Source organism: Glaciimonas sp. OK215 (assembly GCF_057787885.1).
Genome location: NZ_CM173544.1, coordinates 5,452,785 through 5,468,897, shown reverse-complemented (window position 1 = coordinate 5,468,897; position 16,113 = coordinate 5,452,785). Strand labels below are relative to the sequence as shown.

At 57.7% G+C, this 16,113-nt stretch carries 16 protein-coding genes; 5 read left to right on the top strand and 11 right to left on the bottom strand.

The features are described from left to right. Positions 1-143: 143 nt before the first annotated feature. Genes AC3CHX_RS25220 through AC3CHX_RS25200 form a run of 5 tightly spaced genes read left to right on the top strand, consistent with a single transcriptional unit; the run spans position 144 to position 4,571 of the window. Positions 144-1,052 carry a branched-chain amino acid ABC transporter permease gene (locus tag AC3CHX_RS25220; protein ID WP_488630707.1) on the top strand — a complete coding sequence of 303 codons (909 nt, stop codon included), beginning with the start codon at positions 144-146 and terminating at the stop codon, positions 1,050-1,052. 2 nt (positions 1,053-1,054) lie between these two features. Further along, positions 1,055-2,215 carry a branched-chain amino acid ABC transporter permease gene (locus tag AC3CHX_RS25215; protein WP_488630706.1) on the top strand — a complete coding sequence of 387 codons (1,161 nt, stop codon included), beginning with the start codon at positions 1,055-1,057 and terminating at the stop codon, positions 2,213-2,215. A gap of 26 nt (positions 2,216-2,241) precedes the next feature. After that, positions 2,242-3,033: an ABC transporter ATP-binding protein gene (locus AC3CHX_RS25210; protein ID WP_488630705.1), complete on the top strand. Its 792-nt coding sequence runs from the start codon at positions 2,242-2,244 to the stop codon at positions 3,031-3,033. Then, the gene (locus AC3CHX_RS25205; RefSeq protein WP_488630704.1) at positions 3,026-3,727 is read left to right on the top strand and encodes an ABC transporter ATP-binding protein; all 702 of its coding nucleotides are present in this window, start codon (positions 3,026-3,028) and stop codon (positions 3,725-3,727) included. Before AC3CHX_RS25210 ends, AC3CHX_RS25205 begins: the two co-directional genes overlap by 8 nt. A 55-nt stretch (positions 3,728-3,782) precedes the next feature. Further along, positions 3,783-4,571: a helix-turn-helix domain-containing protein gene (locus AC3CHX_RS25200; RefSeq protein ID WP_488630703.1), complete on the top strand. Its 789-nt coding sequence runs from the start codon at positions 3,783-3,785 to the stop codon at positions 4,569-4,571. Positions 4,572-4,594: 23 nt separating this feature from the next. On the opposite strand, the gene AC3CHX_RS25195 is transcribed toward AC3CHX_RS25200, so the two are convergent. The 11 genes from AC3CHX_RS25195 to AC3CHX_RS25145 all read right to left on the bottom strand — a co-directional run bounded on the left by AC3CHX_RS25195 (position 4,595) and on the right by AC3CHX_RS25145 (position 16,043). Beyond that, positions 4,595-5,941 carry a sigma-54-dependent transcriptional regulator gene (locus AC3CHX_RS25195; protein ID WP_488630702.1) on the bottom strand — a complete coding sequence of 449 codons (1,347 nt, stop codon included), beginning with the start codon at positions 5,939-5,941 and terminating at the stop codon, positions 4,595-4,597. Between the two features lie 128 nt (positions 5,942-6,069). After that, positions 6,070-7,914 carry a sensor histidine kinase gene (locus AC3CHX_RS25190; RefSeq protein WP_488630701.1) on the bottom strand — a complete coding sequence of 615 codons (1,845 nt, stop codon included), beginning with the start codon at positions 7,912-7,914 and terminating at the stop codon, positions 6,070-6,072. 61 nt (positions 7,915-7,975) lie between these two features. Further along, a complete protein-coding gene (locus AC3CHX_RS25185) occupies positions 7,976-9,271 on the bottom strand; it encodes an MFS family transporter (protein WP_488630700.1) in 1,296 nt (431 codons plus the stop codon). Positions 9,272-9,455: 184 nt separating this feature from the next. Continuing rightward, positions 9,456-9,920, bottom strand: a complete 465-nt coding sequence (locus AC3CHX_RS25180) for a DUF2269 family protein (RefSeq protein ID WP_488630699.1) — start codon at positions 9,918-9,920, stop codon at positions 9,456-9,458. 1 nt (position 9,921) lies between these two features. Next, positions 9,922-11,196, bottom strand: coding sequence for an SDR family oxidoreductase (locus tag AC3CHX_RS25175; protein ID WP_488630698.1), 1,275 nt, complete (start codon positions 11,194-11,196; stop codon positions 9,922-9,924). Beyond that, positions 11,193-11,720, bottom strand: a complete 528-nt coding sequence (locus AC3CHX_RS25170) for a hypothetical protein (RefSeq protein WP_488630697.1) — start codon at positions 11,718-11,720, stop codon at positions 11,193-11,195. Before AC3CHX_RS25170 ends, AC3CHX_RS25175 begins: the two co-directional genes overlap by 4 nt. Next, a complete protein-coding gene (locus AC3CHX_RS25165) occupies positions 11,717-12,172 on the bottom strand; it encodes a cell division protein (protein ID WP_488630696.1) in 456 nt (151 codons plus the stop codon). The genes AC3CHX_RS25170 and AC3CHX_RS25165 overlap by 4 nt, the downstream gene beginning before the upstream one ends. Positions 12,173-12,223: 51 nt before the next feature. After that, on the bottom strand, positions 12,224-12,640 hold the full coding sequence (locus tag AC3CHX_RS25160; protein ID WP_488630695.1) for a thiol-disulfide oxidoreductase DCC family protein: 417 nt from the start codon (positions 12,638-12,640) through the stop codon (positions 12,224-12,226). Further along, positions 12,640-13,182, bottom strand: a complete 543-nt coding sequence (locus tag AC3CHX_RS25155) for a GbsR/MarR family transcriptional regulator (RefSeq protein WP_488630694.1) — start codon at positions 13,180-13,182, stop codon at positions 12,640-12,642. The genes AC3CHX_RS25160 and AC3CHX_RS25155 overlap by 1 nt, the downstream gene beginning before the upstream one ends. A gap of 173 nt (positions 13,183-13,355) precedes the next feature. After that, on the bottom strand, positions 13,356-14,579 hold the full coding sequence (locus AC3CHX_RS25150) for an MFS transporter (protein WP_488630693.1): 1,224 nt from the start codon (positions 14,577-14,579) through the stop codon (positions 13,356-13,358). Positions 14,580-14,768: 189 nt separating this feature from the next. Further along, a complete protein-coding gene (locus tag AC3CHX_RS25145) occupies positions 14,769-16,043 on the bottom strand; it encodes a cytochrome-c peroxidase (protein WP_488630692.1) in 1,275 nt (424 codons plus the stop codon). Positions 16,044-16,113 lie beyond the last annotated feature (70 nt).

Genomic DNA, 16,113 nt, shown 5'->3' with positions numbered 1-16,113 from the left:
CGAAATGCTTAAAAGAAACATCAAATTTAACTGATATATCGGTTGACGTTCATCAAATATATCACTAGGATTCGAATACACCAATTAAATTTGCAAAAAAAATGCAAACCGGCCCAAGGGGCCAAACCATGCGAGGAGACGCAATGACACAGGAGTTACTTCAACAGCTGATGAACTGGCTTGTGCTGGGGAGCATTTATGCTTTGCTGGCGGTCGGATTCAGTCTTTTATTCGGCGTACTTAACATCATTCATTTCTCTCACGGAGATGTGTCGCTGATCGCGCCGTTTTTGGTGCTGGCCGGCGCCAAAATGTTCATGTCCGGCATTGATACGGGATCGTTGATTCTTCTTTTCGTGATGGCGTCCGTAGTGGTTGGCCTGATCGGAATCGGCATCGACAAGGTGGTTGTACAGCCATTCCGCAATGCTCCAGCAATGATGGTGATGGTTTCAACCGTGGCGCTCGGCATCGTCGTGCGTGAATTGATCCGGCATGTATATCCGGCCGGCAGCAATCCCTATGCTTTTACAACGCCCTTCAGTGGCGCCGCATTCAGCTTGGCGGGGGTCTCATTCAACTGGCTGTTTGTCGTGGATCTATGCGTAACAGCGACTTTGTTGAGCGCCATATGGTATTTCCTGCATCGCACGCCATTGGGCATCGAGGTGCGTGCTGTAGCGCAGGACCGGGACGCAGCACGCATGATGGGGATTCATCCCGGCCGCATTTTTCGTGTGACGTTTTTCATCACTTCCTTTACCGGCGGGATCGCCGCCTTGTTATATACCGCGCATATTGGCGTAGTGCGTTTCGATTTCGGGATTCTGGTGGGACTCATGGCCTTTTCGGCTGCCGTCATCGGTGGTCTCGGCAGCGTGACGGGCGCGATTGTCGGCGGCCTGTTGCTGGCAGGGGTTGAAACCCTGGTGCAGGCGACGGTACCAGGCGGCACATCCTATCGACTGGTAGCGGCCTTCGTTCTGGTCATTCTGTTTCTCCTGTTTAAGCCAGCCGGTATTTTTGGCAAACCTGTCATCGAAAAGGTCTAGCAATGAACGCAATAACAGCTTCACATATGACGCCAATGTCAACGCTGGGAAAGATGGCGGTTATGCTACGTATCGTGTTGTTGGAACTTTTCGCAGCCGCCTGGTTGCTAGGGTTCTTGAAAAGCGATGACTGGCGAATCCTGATGGCGTTGCTGGCGGTGCCAACCGCGCTATTTCTATGGGCGCAGCGGCAACCTGCTGTAGAGCGGCATCTGAGCGAGTTGATGGAGGTAGCGCCTCGCACCGTTCTGATAACGACGGTGATACTGGTTGCAGTGCTCCCGTTTTTTGTCGGCAGCGATAGCTACATTCTGCATTTATTGATCATGGGGCAGCTATACGCAGTGCTGGCGTTGGCGCTGAACTTCCAGCTCGGCAGCGCCAATATTCCCAATTTCGCCACGGGTGCTTCGTATGGGATCGGCGCTTATGTGTCCGCTCTTCTCGCCATCCACTTTGGCGTTAGTTTCTGGTGGGGCTTGCTGGCATCGGCAGTGGTGGCTACCGCGTTTGGCTTTCTGCTAGGCATTCCCTGCATGCGCACCCGGGAGTCCTATCTGGCCCTGGTGACCATTGCGTTTGGTGTCGTCATCCATCAATTGATCACCAATTTTGAATGGACCGGAGGCGCCAACGGACTGGTCGGCATTCCGGCACCGGTGCTTTTCGGACACTCCTTTGCAGACACACTGACGATCTTCGGACAAACGCTCCCAAGCCAGGCCAATTTCTATTACCTCGCCAGTTTGCTGGTGGTGCTGGCCATTGTCGTGTCAAAACGCCTGCACAATTCTCGGGTGGGCCTGGCCTGGAATGCATTACGGACCGATGAACTGGCTGCAAAATGCATGGGGATCAATGTCACAGGGTATAAAGTGCTCGCCTTCGCAGTGGATGCTTTCCTGTCAGCGTTTGCGGGGACCATCTATGCGTTTTATGTGAGCTATATCTCACCGGACAATTTCACATTCCTGGTGTCCGTGACCATCATGACGATGGTGATTGTCGGCGGCCTCGACAGCACATTCGGCGTGATCGTAGGCGCCTTGCTGCTGACGATTTTGCCGGAGAAATTTCGGGCGTTTTCCGACTACAGGCTGCTCATGTACGGGGTCATCGTCATCACCATGCTGATTGTCCGGCCGCAGGGACTGTTTCCGTAGCGCTTACGCAAGCACGGGGGCAAATAATGAAACAGTCAACACTACTACTCGAATGCCGCAACCTTGTCATGCGATTCGGCGGCCTGGTCGCCACCAATGACGTGTCTTTCAGTCTGGACAAGGGGGAGATCCTTTGCCTGATCGGACCCAACGGCGCAGGAAAATCCACCATTTTCAACATGATCTCGGGCATATACCGTCCCAGTGCCGGCAATCTACTTTTCGACGGTGCCGATATCGGCAAGTTCGCACCGCATGAAATCGTGGCCAGGGGCGTGGCGCGGACCTTTCAAAACAGTCGGCTGTTTGTCGACTTGTCGGTGTTGGACAACGTCATCATTGGTATGCACGCGCGTACCAATACCGGCGTACTCACCGCAATTTTCAATCCCGCCAGGTCGCGTAGCGAAATGGCGCAGTCAGCACTGGAAGCCGGTAAACTCCTGGCCGCCGTCAGCAAGGACCTGTATGAACAGCGTTACCGTCCGGCGCGGGAACTGGCGCAGGCAGACCGGCGCAGGCTCGAAATCGCGCGTGCGCTGGCAACGCGGCCAATGCTGCTGCTGCTGGACGAGCCATCTGCGGGGATGGATGAAAAAGAAACCGCCGCACTGGTGAACGACATTCGCCGCGTGCGCGAACGGGAGCCCGAGCTGTCGGTCATCATTATCGAACACGATATGCAACTTGTTGCCGATCTTCCCGACCGTGTGATGGTACTCGACTACGGCACCTTGATAGCCGAAGGGTCATTTGATGAAGTGCGTGCGATAGAACGCGTCCAGGAAGCCTATTTAGGAGGAGCAATCCATGCTTGAGCTGAAACAGGTTGATACTGCTTACGATGGTGTGCCGATGCTGCGTGGCATCAACCTCGAGGTCCGTCGTGGCGAGTTGGTATGCATTCTGGGACCGAACGGCGCGGGCAAGAGTACGACTTTTCGTACGATAGCCGGTCTGATAAAACCGACATCCGGTTCGGTGCACATCGCGAACAAGGACGTAGTTTCGGTGGGCGCCGAGCGGGTAGCCTCTCTCGGCGTCGGCCTTGTTCCGGAAGGGCGGAGACTTTTTGGCGGATTGACTGTTCGCGAAAACTTGCTTGTCGGCTGGAGAGCACTGGGGAAAAGAGTTGATTTCGACACCGATCTTGCCGAGATGACGGAATTGTTTCCACGCATCCGGGAGCGCTTCGATCAGTCTGCCGGAACCCTGTCTGGCGGCGAGCAGGCGATGGTTGCCCTGGCCCGGGCGCTCATTGCCAAACCGGCATTGGTCATCATGGATGAGCCCTCGCTGGGATTGTCGCCAAAATTGATCGACGAATATTTTGCCATCACCGACGAGATCCACAAACGCGGGGCGACCGTACTGCTGATCGAGCAAAATGCAAAGAAAGCCTTGGCCATCGCCGACCGGGCTTATTTCCTGGTCAAGGGGCGAGTGGCGGCGAGTGGCAGCGCAACCGAATTACTGGAAAACGACGCTGCCAAAGCTACCTACTTTTCTTGACCGCCGTTATATCGGCATGCAGCGGAACTAATTCCGTTGGCGCCAGGAGAATTCCTTGCTGATACCCGTTTCCGATTTGGCTTTTCATCAGCAGTTGGCGCGCCTGCTGGCACATCTGGATACGCCGATATTTTGGCAGCGCTTGGCGCAATGCCTTAGTGAGGCCGCCCACTTCGATAACTGGGTAGCAATGTTGTGCCGCCCGGATCATCCGCCGCTGGTGCTTGCCGATTTCAATGCAAACCGGCATGCCGAAGATCTGTTTGCCGAGTATCAGCGCGATGTCTATCTGCTCGACCCGTTTTTTCAATTTACCTCTGACAATCCGGCTGGCGGCTTGTATCGGCTGGACGAGGTGGCGCCAGACGATTTTCGGCAGACGGAGTACTTTCGCCGCTATTTCCTGATTAATATCGTCGAAGATGAAGTGCAGTACCTGGCACCGGTACCGGGCATCGGCACGGTATCGTTATCGTTGGGAAAGGCGATCCGTTTCGACGCACAGGATATCGGCGGACTGTCGCTGTATAAAGATTGGGTGATTGAATTGATGCGGCTGCACTGCCAGCGCAGCCTGACAGTGATCGAAGACAGCCCGTCGCAGGGGGAGGACATGACCTCCCGATTTGAGCATGCTTTAGCGCAGCACGGTGCGGCGCCGCTCACCAGGCGCGAGATGGAAATCGCACTCCTGATGCTGAGCGGGCACTCGAATAAGGGCATCGCTAAACGGCTGGGAATTTCGCTGGATACGGTGAAAGTGCATCGACGCAACATCTACGCCAAGCTGGGAATCACCACGCAGGCAGCGTTGTTTATGCTGTTCATGGGCGTTGTTGAATGAATCAGGCTTGAGGCCGTCGGGGCTCAATCATTTGTACGCCCGGCTGCCAACTGATATTTCTTGAGCTTGTCATACAGGGTTTTTTTGGGAACCCCGAGGCGCTCTGCGGCCAGCGCGACATTGCCATCGCTGGCCGTCAATGCGTCCGCGATCAGCACGCGCTCATAGGCATCGAGCTGGTGCGGCAACGATGCTGCTGCCTGCTCAGGATCGGACGCGTCTGTCAATCCTTCCACCACGCCCAGCACCAGCCGATCGGCGAAATTGCGCAATTCGCGCACATTGCCGGGCCAGTCGCGCGCCTGCCATTGCGCCATTTGCGCCGCTGTCCAGTGCGGGACCGGGCGCTGATAGCGCATCGCAGCTCCCTGAACAAAATGCGCCAGCAGCAGCGGGATATCATCGCGCCGTTCCACCAGCTGCGGCAATCCGATGCTGACCACGCCGATCCGGTAGTACAGGTCTTCGCGAAATTTTCCTTCCGCGCTCAGGCGCAGCAGGTCGACCTTGCTGGCGGCGATGACGCGGCAATCGATATCAATGCTCTCATTGCCGCCCAGCCGTTCCAGCTGGCGCTCCTGCAGCACGCGCAACAGCTTGACCTGCAACGCCAGCGGCATGCTTTCGATCTCGTCGAGGAACACCGTTCCGCCCTTGGCATATTCGAGTTTGCCGATGCGGCGTTTCTGTGCGCTGGTAAACGCGCCCGCTTCATGGCCGAAAATTTCGCTTTCGAATACCGCTTCCGGCAGCGCGCCGCAATTGATCGCAACAAACGGCCCCTTGCGCTCGCTGGCAAGATGCAACTGGCGCGCCACTACTTCCTTGCCGGTACCGGTCTGGCCATTGATCAGGATATCGACCGCAGTCGGGCCGAGGCTGCGAATCATGGTCCGCACCCGCTCGGTCGCCGCCGATTGGCCAATCAGGGCCGGCATGTCGGGATGCGCTGCCCAGGCCGCCTTCAGGCGGCGATTTTCCAGCACCAGGCTGCGCTTTTCTTGCGCCCGCAGCGCGGTTTCCAGCAGTCGTTCCGCGGCGAACGGCTTTTCGATAAAGTCGTAGGCACCGGCGCGCATCGCTTCGACCGCCATGCCGACGTCGCCATGGCCGGTGACCACGATCACCGGCAGGTCCGGGTCGAGCGCGACGACTTGCGCCAGTACCTCAAGGCCGGAGCGGCCGGGCAGGCGCACGTCGGTCACGATCACGCCGGCGAAGCCGGCATGCAGCCACGGCTGCGCCTGTTCCGCGCTGGCGCAGCCGTGTACCGCGAAGCCGCCCAGTTCCAGCGTTTGCGCAGTCGCACGGCGCAGCGCATCTTCATCTTCGATTAATACCGCTGTTAGTGCCGACACGCTGGTTTCCATCAAGACTCCACAGTTGGTGGACTTACGCAAAACCGCCCCAGCGGCGTTACGCCTCCTAGCCGTACCTTCGCACTGTCTTCGTCGGCAGGTTTTGACAAGCTCGTTGCTGGGACAATTTTGCGTAAGTCCTAAGTTAGTAAGGGCAAGCGCAACACGAATTCCGCGCCGCCGTCAGCGTGATTATGCGCCGTAAGGTGTCCATTCATGGCCTGCACGATGGACGATGAAATCGCCAGCCCGAGGCCGAGGCCTTTGCCGGATGGCTTGGTGGTGAAAAACGGTTCGAACAGGTGTGGCGCAACCTGCTCCGGAATGCCCGACCCCGAGTCGCGGATGCGGATCACCGCGTGCTCTGCCTCGCGCTCCAGCAGCACCGACACCGATCTGACCGGTGCCGTCGCGACCGCATCGATCGCGTTGTGCAGCAGATTGATCAGCACCTGTTCGGTGCGCACCGTATCGCCCACCACCTGCAGCGCCGCGCGGATATCGACGGCGAGATGGACTGCATGCAGTTGAAATTCGTTTTGCAGCAATAAGGTTGCGGCCTTGATCGCATGCGGCAAGTCCACGGTGGAGACCGTCTCGTGACTTTTGCGGGCGAAACCTTTGAGTTGCCCGATAATCGCTCCCATGCGCGCGCTGGCAGCGCTGATATGTGCCAGATTTTCAGCGGCCTGGTCGGCCTGGCCGCGCGTCAGGAAGGTGCGTGCATTGTCGGCGAAAGCGCGGATCGCAGCCAGCGGCTGATTCAGCTCATGCGTCACGCCGGCCGCCATCTGACCCAGCATTGCCAGCTTGCCGGCCTGCACCAGTTCGTTTTGGGTCGAGCGCAGCAAATGCTCGGTTTCCTTCAGCTTCACGTATTTGATTTCCAGGTGTTGGTTCGCCAGCAGCAGCTCTTGCGTGCGCTGGGCAATTTTCTTGTCCAGATCCGCCGCCGCCCGTTGCAACGCATTGCGCGATTCCAGCCGTTCCTCCAGCCGCCGCCGCCGCTGATAAGCGGCCCACAATGCAATGCCCGCAATGGCCAGCAGCAGCGCCGCCGCCAAAGTCCACAGCAGCGCTACCCGCTGGATCCGTGCCTGCGACGGAAACAGCATGAGTTGCCAGCCCAGACGGCCGATTGTGCGTGTGACATGCGCGCCGAATCCAGTCTGCAGCGCCTTCGGTAGCGCGCCAATCGGTGTAATGGTTTGGTTGGCGTATTGGAGCGTGCCGGCAATCTCGCGCTGCATGGCGCCATTCAGCGGCTGCAGGCTGTGGTATTTCCAGGAGGGCCGGTTGCTTAAAAAAACCACTCCGCGACGATCGGCCAGAGTGATCGGGTCTTCGCTGCTGCGCCACGTATGTTCAAATTCGGCCAGGTCGATCTTCACGGCCATCACGCCGATCGGCGCGACCGCACCGTGGCTGGCGTCGATCGGATAGACCGGCTGGGCGATGAAATAACCGGGTTCGCCAGTGGTGTTGCCAATCCCGTAGAAGCGTCCGGCTTGGCCTTTGATGGCTTCCTGGAAATACGGGCGAAACCGGAAATCCTTGCCGACGAAGCTGAACGGCCGGTCCCAATTGCTGGATGCCAGCGTGGTGCCGTTGCGATCCAGCATATAGATCGCGACCACTTTCGATTGGCGCTGGACCGACTGCAGGGCGAGATTAAGGCGATCGATGACGGCATGATCGTCGGGATGGCGCAGCGCCTGTTCGACATCGGCTTGAAAACCGAGTGCGAATGGCAGGGACTCGAACTTTTCCAGCACCGACCCAAGGTCGAGTGCGATGATTTGCAATTGACGTTCGCCCGCCGCGCGAATATCGTTGCCGGCTTTCTGTGCGGCGAGAACATACGTCGCAAAAACCACCGCGCTGGCAAAGCCGATGGCAAACACCAGAAAGCCCGTGCGTTTTTTAAATATCATTTGCTCGTCAACATACTCGCCAAAGCATGCATCGATAGGAGGTGCCGACATAATACCTCCTACGATAAAGGCGGCGAGATATGAGATAGCGTCTGGAGATAGCCTCTGACGCTCAAGCCTCGTTTCTGAGATAGCCTTCCTTGCTCGGGTCGCGCATCCGCAGCGACACTACCAGCCCGATCGCGCACATCGCTGTCACGTACCAATAAAAGGTCGATTCCATGCCGATCGACTTCAGCGACAGCGCCGCGAATTCCGCCGAACCGCCGAAGACTGCGTTGCCCACCGCATACGACAGCCCGACGCCCAATGCCCGGACTTCCGGCGGGAACATTTCGGCTTTGATCAAGCCGCTGATCGAGGTGTACAGACTGATAATCGCCAATGCCAACACCACCAGGCCAAAAGCGGCGTAAGGATTGGAAACATCCTTTAGTGCGTGCAAAATCGGCACTGTCGACAGCGTCGCCAGCGCGCCGAACCAGATCATCGACGTGCGCCGGCCGATTTTGTCGGACAGCATGCCGAACAGCGGCTGTATCAGCATGTAGACCAACAGCGCGCCGGTCATGACGCTACTCGCGGTCTTCGCATTCATGCCGGCGGTATTCACCAGATACTTTTGCATATACGTCGTGAACGTATAGAAAATCAGCGAACCGCCCGCAGTAAAACCGACTACCGTCAGAAATGCGCCCTTGTGCTTCATCAGCCCCGCCAGCGTGCCGGCATCTTTATTCTTGCGGGTTTCCGCAGTGGAGGTTTCGCTCAGCGATTTACGCAGATACAAGGCAACGACCGCGCCCACCGCGCCCAGCAGAAACGGCACGCGCCAGCCCCAGTCCCTGAGCTGTTCGGTGCTCAGCAATTGCTGCAGAACGACCAGCACCAGCACCGCCAGCAATTGGCCGCCGATCAGCGTCACGTACTGGAACGAAGCAAAGAAGCCGCGCCGGCCCTTGATGGCAACCTCGCTCATGTAGGTCGCGCTGGTGCCATATTCACCGCCGACCGACAAGCCCTGAAACAGGCGAGCAACCAGCAGCAGCAGCGGCGCCAGCGCACCGATGGTGGCGTAAGTCGGCATCAGGGCAATCATCAGCGAGCCGCCGCACATCATCAAGACCGAGATCATCATCGAGGTACGACGGCCATGCTTGTCGGCAATCCGTCCGAACAACCAGCCGCCGATCGGGCGCATCAGGAAACCGGCGGCAAATACACCGGCGGTATTTAACAGTTGTGTGGTCGAGTTGCCGTGAGGGAAAAATGCCGGTGCGAAATAAATCGCGCAAAACGAGTAGACGTAAAAGTCGAACCATTCGACCAGATTGCCGGACGAGGCGCCGACAATGGCGAAAATGCGTTTCCGGTTATCTACCGTGGTAGCGGGGGCTTGCTTGGACATGGCTGTCTCCTGTGGTTGAATTTTTCTACAAGCCATTGCAGACTTCGTGCCAGCCAACCCGGAACAGCCAAGTAATTGATTTGTCGACGTTTATTCAATCGCGGGGAAAGCGCGGTCCGCGTTTTTCGTGCGGAAATCCGGAATTAGGTACGGGCCGGTTCTGGAAACTCGCCTAACGAACCGGTTACGCAGGTTTATGGACCATCAGCCAGTACACTATCAATAGCCCGCCGAACGCAGGGAAACCAAGCGCGGTCCAGATTTTCTCGAAATGCCAGTAGCGATCGGGCAGCGAAGTATTGTTGGTCGCGGCGATTGCGGCCATATCGCGCATCTTCAATTGCAGCCATACGACCGGCAGCCAGCAAATTCCGGCAAGTGCGTAGAGTACGAGCGTCCATACGATCCATGTTGCGCTTAACGGAAAGCCTGCCATGCGAATCATCCAGAAACCCGACAGCGGCTGCATGATCACGGCAGGCAGCGTGAACCACCAGTCGGCTCTCGCTACCCAGCGGGTCACGACGGCGATGGCTTGCACATTGCCGCTGCGATTGGTGAAGAACATGTAGAACGCGGTGCCGAATCCGGTGCCGAACATGAAAGTGGCAGACAATATGTGCAGCCATTTGATTGCGAGGTAATCCATCTCAATTCCTGTTTCCGGTTATTCGCCACATCACCGCCATCAACGCAAGCATGGGAAGATTTTTGCTTAAAGGGCCAAACGGGTGCAGCCAGAATTCTGGCAGGCATATGCTCATGATCGCCGTATACCCCGTTACCAGGCCGATCTGCAAAGGCCAAAGCCAGCGGCGGCGATGAAACAAGAGCACGCAGCCGATAGCGCCATCCAGAAGGCTCGTTGCGAGCAAGGCGGTTTCCGTCCAATCGGCTGGTACGCCGCACGACGCCAGCCACCGGGCACTTTCCTGGTGCGGCCAGCCAAACCAGGAAACGCCAGCGGTGATCAGCCACAACGCAGCGATGGCGATTCTGATCAATGGCAAGCCCCAGGCAACCACTGCCGCCGGTCGTTGCTCAGGCTTTGCGAAAGCAGCCGGGTCGCGCAATGAGCGTCCTAACAAGGCCGAGACCGGCCCGGCATCCGCAGTGTTGCTGCCATCGGCGCTTTTTTCCAGCATAACGAGAGAATCCGGCGTCAGGGCGCTGCCAGAATGCAGAGCGGCAGCGCGCGCAACTATCCTGGCAATCGGCATTGGCAGGTCAAGTACGATTGCCGGCGGGGCACGCAAGCCGCTACGCAATGCCGTCAAATAGCCAGCCATGGTTAGCGGACGTGGTCCAACGACGGCTATTTCGCGCGGAACTATTCCATCCATGATGACCAGCTTGACCAGCGCGGCGACCAGGTCATCGACATGTATCGGTTGCACCTTCGCCCGGTTTGCCATCGGCATAGCCAGCAAGGGCAAGGTAGCGAGCGCGAGAAACAGTTGGCTGCTGGCACCACGGTCCCCATACACAAGCGACGGCCGAACGATCGTGGCGCTGAGCCGGCGCCGCAGCAGGTCCGTTTCGGCTGCGCCCTTGCTGCGCCAGTATCCGGTCAAGGCGTCGGCTTTGCTGCCCAATGCTGAGACTTGGATGACACGACGAATGCAGAGTCGCTCGCAAGCGGCAAAGAGCGCGACCGGCGCGCTGCGATGGAGCAGGTCGAAGTCGCCCGATCGGGATTCGCGAATGATGCCCACACAGTTGACCACCGCATCCACGCCGGCAAGTTGAGGAAGCCACGCTTGCTCCGTCGCCATTGAAGAAAAATCGAGCTGTCGCCACTCCGCATGCAGAACATCGACAGGCTTGTGACGACTTGCCCCAATGACGATGCATCCGGCGTCGCGCAATGCACGCATCGCATGGCTGCCGATCAGGCCGGTAGCGCCGAGTATAAGGACTTTCATGTTGCCTCCTGGGCGAGCGCTTTTGCATGTCTGGGGCGCGTTCTCCATGCCGCCTGCAGATCACGCAGCCCCCAGAGAAACACGCCAATGCTCATCAGGCAAAGCAAGCGCGAAACGAGGCCGTAATCGACGCCGATGAACGCCGTTGGCATTCTTGCCCATGCGTACAGTGTCGGAATCAGCATGGCGCAGTAGGCGCCGCCGCCCATGCTGAGCGCTAAGTGCATGAGTCGTTCGGTTGCCGACAGCATGCGGGTCCGGTCTTCTTCCACGAAGTCCCAGCCTGTCAATAAAACTTCTATCAACAGCACGCCGGCAAATGCCCAGACGCAGATGCCATGCCATTCAAACCAGGCGAGACCCGCGAATACCAGCGCATATAAAATCTCGCGCAATCCATGAATGGCTTCTTCTAACGATGCACTTTCGCGTTGCGGCAGGCCTTCCCGCCATTCGTGGTTGAGCAACACATCCAGCGCCCCCAGTATTCCTTGTACGACGAGTACCCAAAGAACAGCAATCATGGCGTTTCCCTTTTTGCCTTCAGATCGGTTTTCAACAGCCAGATCAGTGGCGGCAGCATGGCGGCAACAGCAAAAATATCGGTCCAGACATGCGTCCAGCAATCCGCTTGTAACGAAATCAGTATGTCTTGAGGCGCCCAAAGCACGACGCCGACGATCAGCGCTGCCCATGCAAAGACGCTCTTTTGCTTATCCGCAATTCGCGCCAGCGCTCCCATCCATATCGCTGCCGCCTGGACCGTCGGACCGAAAAGGGATATCCACCATACCTGTTGCATCCGTGCCGCCGGTGGTGCGACATCGCCCCAGAAGAACGCTTCAATGTGGTGATGGTAGGTGTCGAACAAGGCGGCATTCGCGATCAGTGGAAGCAGTGCGCCAACGATCAAATGCGCCGCGATAGGCACGTAGATCCATCTCACCAGCCAATATCTTTTTGTTTTTGAAGTCATTTTTGTCTGTAATTTCAGTATAAACAGAAATATGTGAGTAAAAAAACACTGTCAGAGAAAAGGATTGTCTCTGCGGCAAACGCCAGCGGAACAAGCAGGTTTTTGCCTATAACCGAGCCAGGATGAAATACGGTAGCGATTGCGGGCGAAGCGGCGATATAAACCGGACAACAATGGCCTGAGCATCCAGATGCGCAAAGGGGCCACCAACCAGCCACGGCCAACCAGCGTGTAAGCGGCCAGCATGCTGTCGATACCGACCAATACGCGTCCCGTGGCCGTCAGGCTGTGCAATTCTCGATCAAGATCCTGCATATCGACGCCAGGCATATCGAGGGAAAAGCCGGGGCTGGCGGTATCGACAAAGGCCAGATTTCCCGCTGTGTCCCACTGGCCCAGGCGTCGCATCTCGGCTGCGCAAAATGGGCAATTCCCATCGAAGAACAGTGTCAGTTCCGGATGACGCATTATGGCGACTCCTTTTCATCGCTGCTGAGCAAGCGGGCGACTTTGCCGCCCATCTTGAGAAAGCGTTGCAGGGTGGCTGGTGGCAGGTGTTTGTAGTCGCCGTAAGTCGCCGTCAGCATTTCCAGAAACGCCAGGACCTGGTCCATCTTGACCCGGGTAGCAGGCTCCAGTCCCGCATCCTGTTCTGCCTCGACTGCGCACTCGCGCAATACCGTCAGGGTGGGGTCTATCTCCCGACGTTTGCGCTCTTCGATGATGACGCGGAAAATTTCCCAGACATCCTGAAGGGCGACGAAATGGTCGCGACGGTCGTCAATGACGTGCGTGATGCGGACCAGGCCCCAGCTCTGCAGCTCTTTGAGGCTGTTGCTGACGTTGGAACGGGCGACGTTCAATGTCTCGGCGATATCTTCGGCCGGCAACGGTTGATTAGACAGAAACAGCAGCGCATGTATTTGCGCCACGGTACGGTTGACGCCCCAGCGGGTACCCATTTCACCCCAGTGAAGGATGTACTTTTGCATGGTGGGAGCGAGTAACATGGCATTTCCTTTATTTCTGTCATTACAGAAATAATAGAACGGTATTTTGCGGACGTCAAAGAATATTTGCGTTACTTACGGCTCGAAGGGCGCCATGACCTTGCCTCAGCTTCGCGACGATAGAGTTGGTCGATGCATTTCTTTCTCCTAACGGTTGAAATGCGTAGCGCCGCTCACCCGGCCAAGACGCGCGACGGGCGGGCGAATTCGGTAGCATAGAAGATCAATGCCGCACAGGGAAAGGCGAAGCCGACCCAACTCACCAGTTCCCATCCACCGAACGTATAGGTCAAGCTGGCGATGGCCGAGCCAACTGCGCCGCCGGCGAAGAAGAGCGCCATGTAGAGCCCGTTCAAGCGGCTGCGGGTACTGGCGCCAAGGGCATAAATGGCGCGCTGACCCAGCACCAGATTGCTCTGCACCCCCAGATCCAGCAGAATTCCGGCGGCCAAAAGTGCCGCCATCGATCCCGAACCCCCGAGCCTGGAGAATAGGAACGCGATCGCTACGATCGCCAGGGAAATTCCGGTCGCGATGCGGCTCCAGCCGCGATCGGCCATCCGTCCTGCGATCGGCGCAGACAGTGCACCGGCCGCGCCGGCTAACGCGAATAACGCAATGCCACGTTGCGTCAGACCAAATGTCGGTCCGGCGAGAATCAGTGGAACGGCGGTCCAATACAGGCTGAATGCGGCGAATAACGCTGCTTGATACGCCGCACGTCGACGCAAGACAGGCGTGTCGCGCAGCAGCGCCCACAGCGAAAGTATCAGCGTATGGTAGCTATGATTGGCGGCCGGACGCCGTTGCGGCAGCAAAGACCGCAAGATGAGGAGCAGCGCTACCATGAGTGCGGCGGATGTCCCGAACACGGCACGCCATCCAAAAGCGCTGGCTACCAGGCTGGAGACCGGTCGCGCCAGCATGATCCCCAGCAGGAGGCCGCTCATGACATTGCCGACCACCCGGCCGCGACTGGCATCGGGGGCCATGTGGGCGGCAATCGGTACCAGCATCTGGACGGCGACCGAACCGAAACCGATGAGCAGAGACGCGGCCAGGTACAAGGGTGCCGAGGGGGCGATGGTCGCTACCAGAAGGGCGAGAACGACACCGCTCATGGTCCAGCTGATCAGCCGCCGATTCTCCGCCAAATCACCCAGCGGAACCAGCAGCACGAGACCCGCGCAGTACCCGCTTTGCGTGAGGGTGACGATCAGGCTGGCGGCCGACTTGCCGAGCCCTATTTCAGGAGCGATCAGGCTGATGAGCGGTTGTGCATAATAAAGATTGGCGACTATCAGGCCGCAGGCGGTTGCCAGAAGGATGATCATCCACGCTGGCACAACGCTGTCGGCTGCCGGGCTGATCGGCGTTGCGCTGCTCTTCGTTATCATTGCGAAACTCACTTATAAGGAAACGTATCTTTTCTAATTTGGCAAGTGCCAAGGGACTTCAAGATCATTGGAGGCACGCCATTGTAACGAAACGAATGGTATCCAATCGTTAAGGCTGGATTTTCACGGCTACGCCAAGATATTTCAAAAACAGGAAATAAGTATTCCCAATTTGCCGGCAGAGCCTTTTCAAGGCTTATAACCATCATTCAGCGTTTTCAGAAAGGTGATGACATCGTCGATCTCCGCAGCCGTCAGCGCCGGCTTGTCTCCGGGTTTGCGGTTAAACGGTGCTTCGACATTCACATTGTCGTGATATGCCGGCGGCAGGTCGTCGAATTTGTGCACGCCGCCATCTGCCGCACGCGGGTACCATTTCTGTGGCTGGGTATCGCGCTGCACATAGAATTTCATCACTTGTTCCAGGCTGTTGAATGCGCCGTTGTGAAAAAACACCTGTCGCGTTGCGACATTGCGTAAGGACGGCGTTTTGAACAGGCCGCAATATTCTGTCCTGTCCTTCAGGTCGATGCGATCGGGACCGCACAGGCCCATGTCGAAAAATGCCGGATCGGCATTGGCCGGAATTTTCCTGTTGCGCGGCACCCCGATCGCAATCAAGCCATAGTCGGTAAATTGGGGGAAAGCGCCGCTCGGGGCGATTGTGCTGATATGGCAAGCAGCACAATTGCCCTTGGCAGGATCGTTAAACAGGCGCAAGCCATGTAATTCCTGTTTGCTGAGCCGGGTTTGATGACGTAGGAAGGCGTCGTATTTGCTGTTGTAAGGATAAAAGTCAGCCGGGCTTTCCTGGAACACTTCGAGTGCCATCAGCGCCCATTTGAACGCGATTTCCCGATTCTCGAAAATCTCTGCGCCGAAGGTCTGGCGGAACTGTGCCGCATACGGTGCTTTTTTCAGTTTTTCGACCACAGCGGCCGGACTGGCGTTGCCCATTTCGTGCGCCGCCAGCAGCGGAATGCGCGCCTGCTCGTGGGCGGAGGACGCGCGTCCATCCCAGTTGCGGCCGCCGGTGGGACCGGCGTCGATACTGTCGTCGCCATCGTTTTCGTGAAAATGTTCGGTAAAAGCCGGTACGTTCTGGAGATAACGTAAGGATGGCACGGCGCGCGTGCCGGCGCTCTTCAACTCCTTGCCGCCGAGTTGCACCGCCAGATTGTTCGGCGGCCCGAACGCATGATCGGGGCTGTGGCAGGTGGCGCAAGACATCTTGCCTGACGCGGATAGCGACGGATCGGAAAACATGCGCCGGCCGAGTGCCGTCATGGCGGCGACTGAGGGCTGTTGTTTAAGCGTTGGCGCATACGCCGCGCCGAGATAGGCAGGCGCTGACGCAGGGGCGCCGGTCGTGGCCACGGCGTTCGCAGCTAAGGATGTCGGCTCGCAAGCGCTCGGGATGAGTCCGATGATTCCGCTCAGAAGCGCGATTGCCAGTGATTTCATAGGAACATTGTCGCAATAGATGGCACAGCCGGATGCAGGCGCGCTGTCCGGGCAATTTCAAAGGAGGACA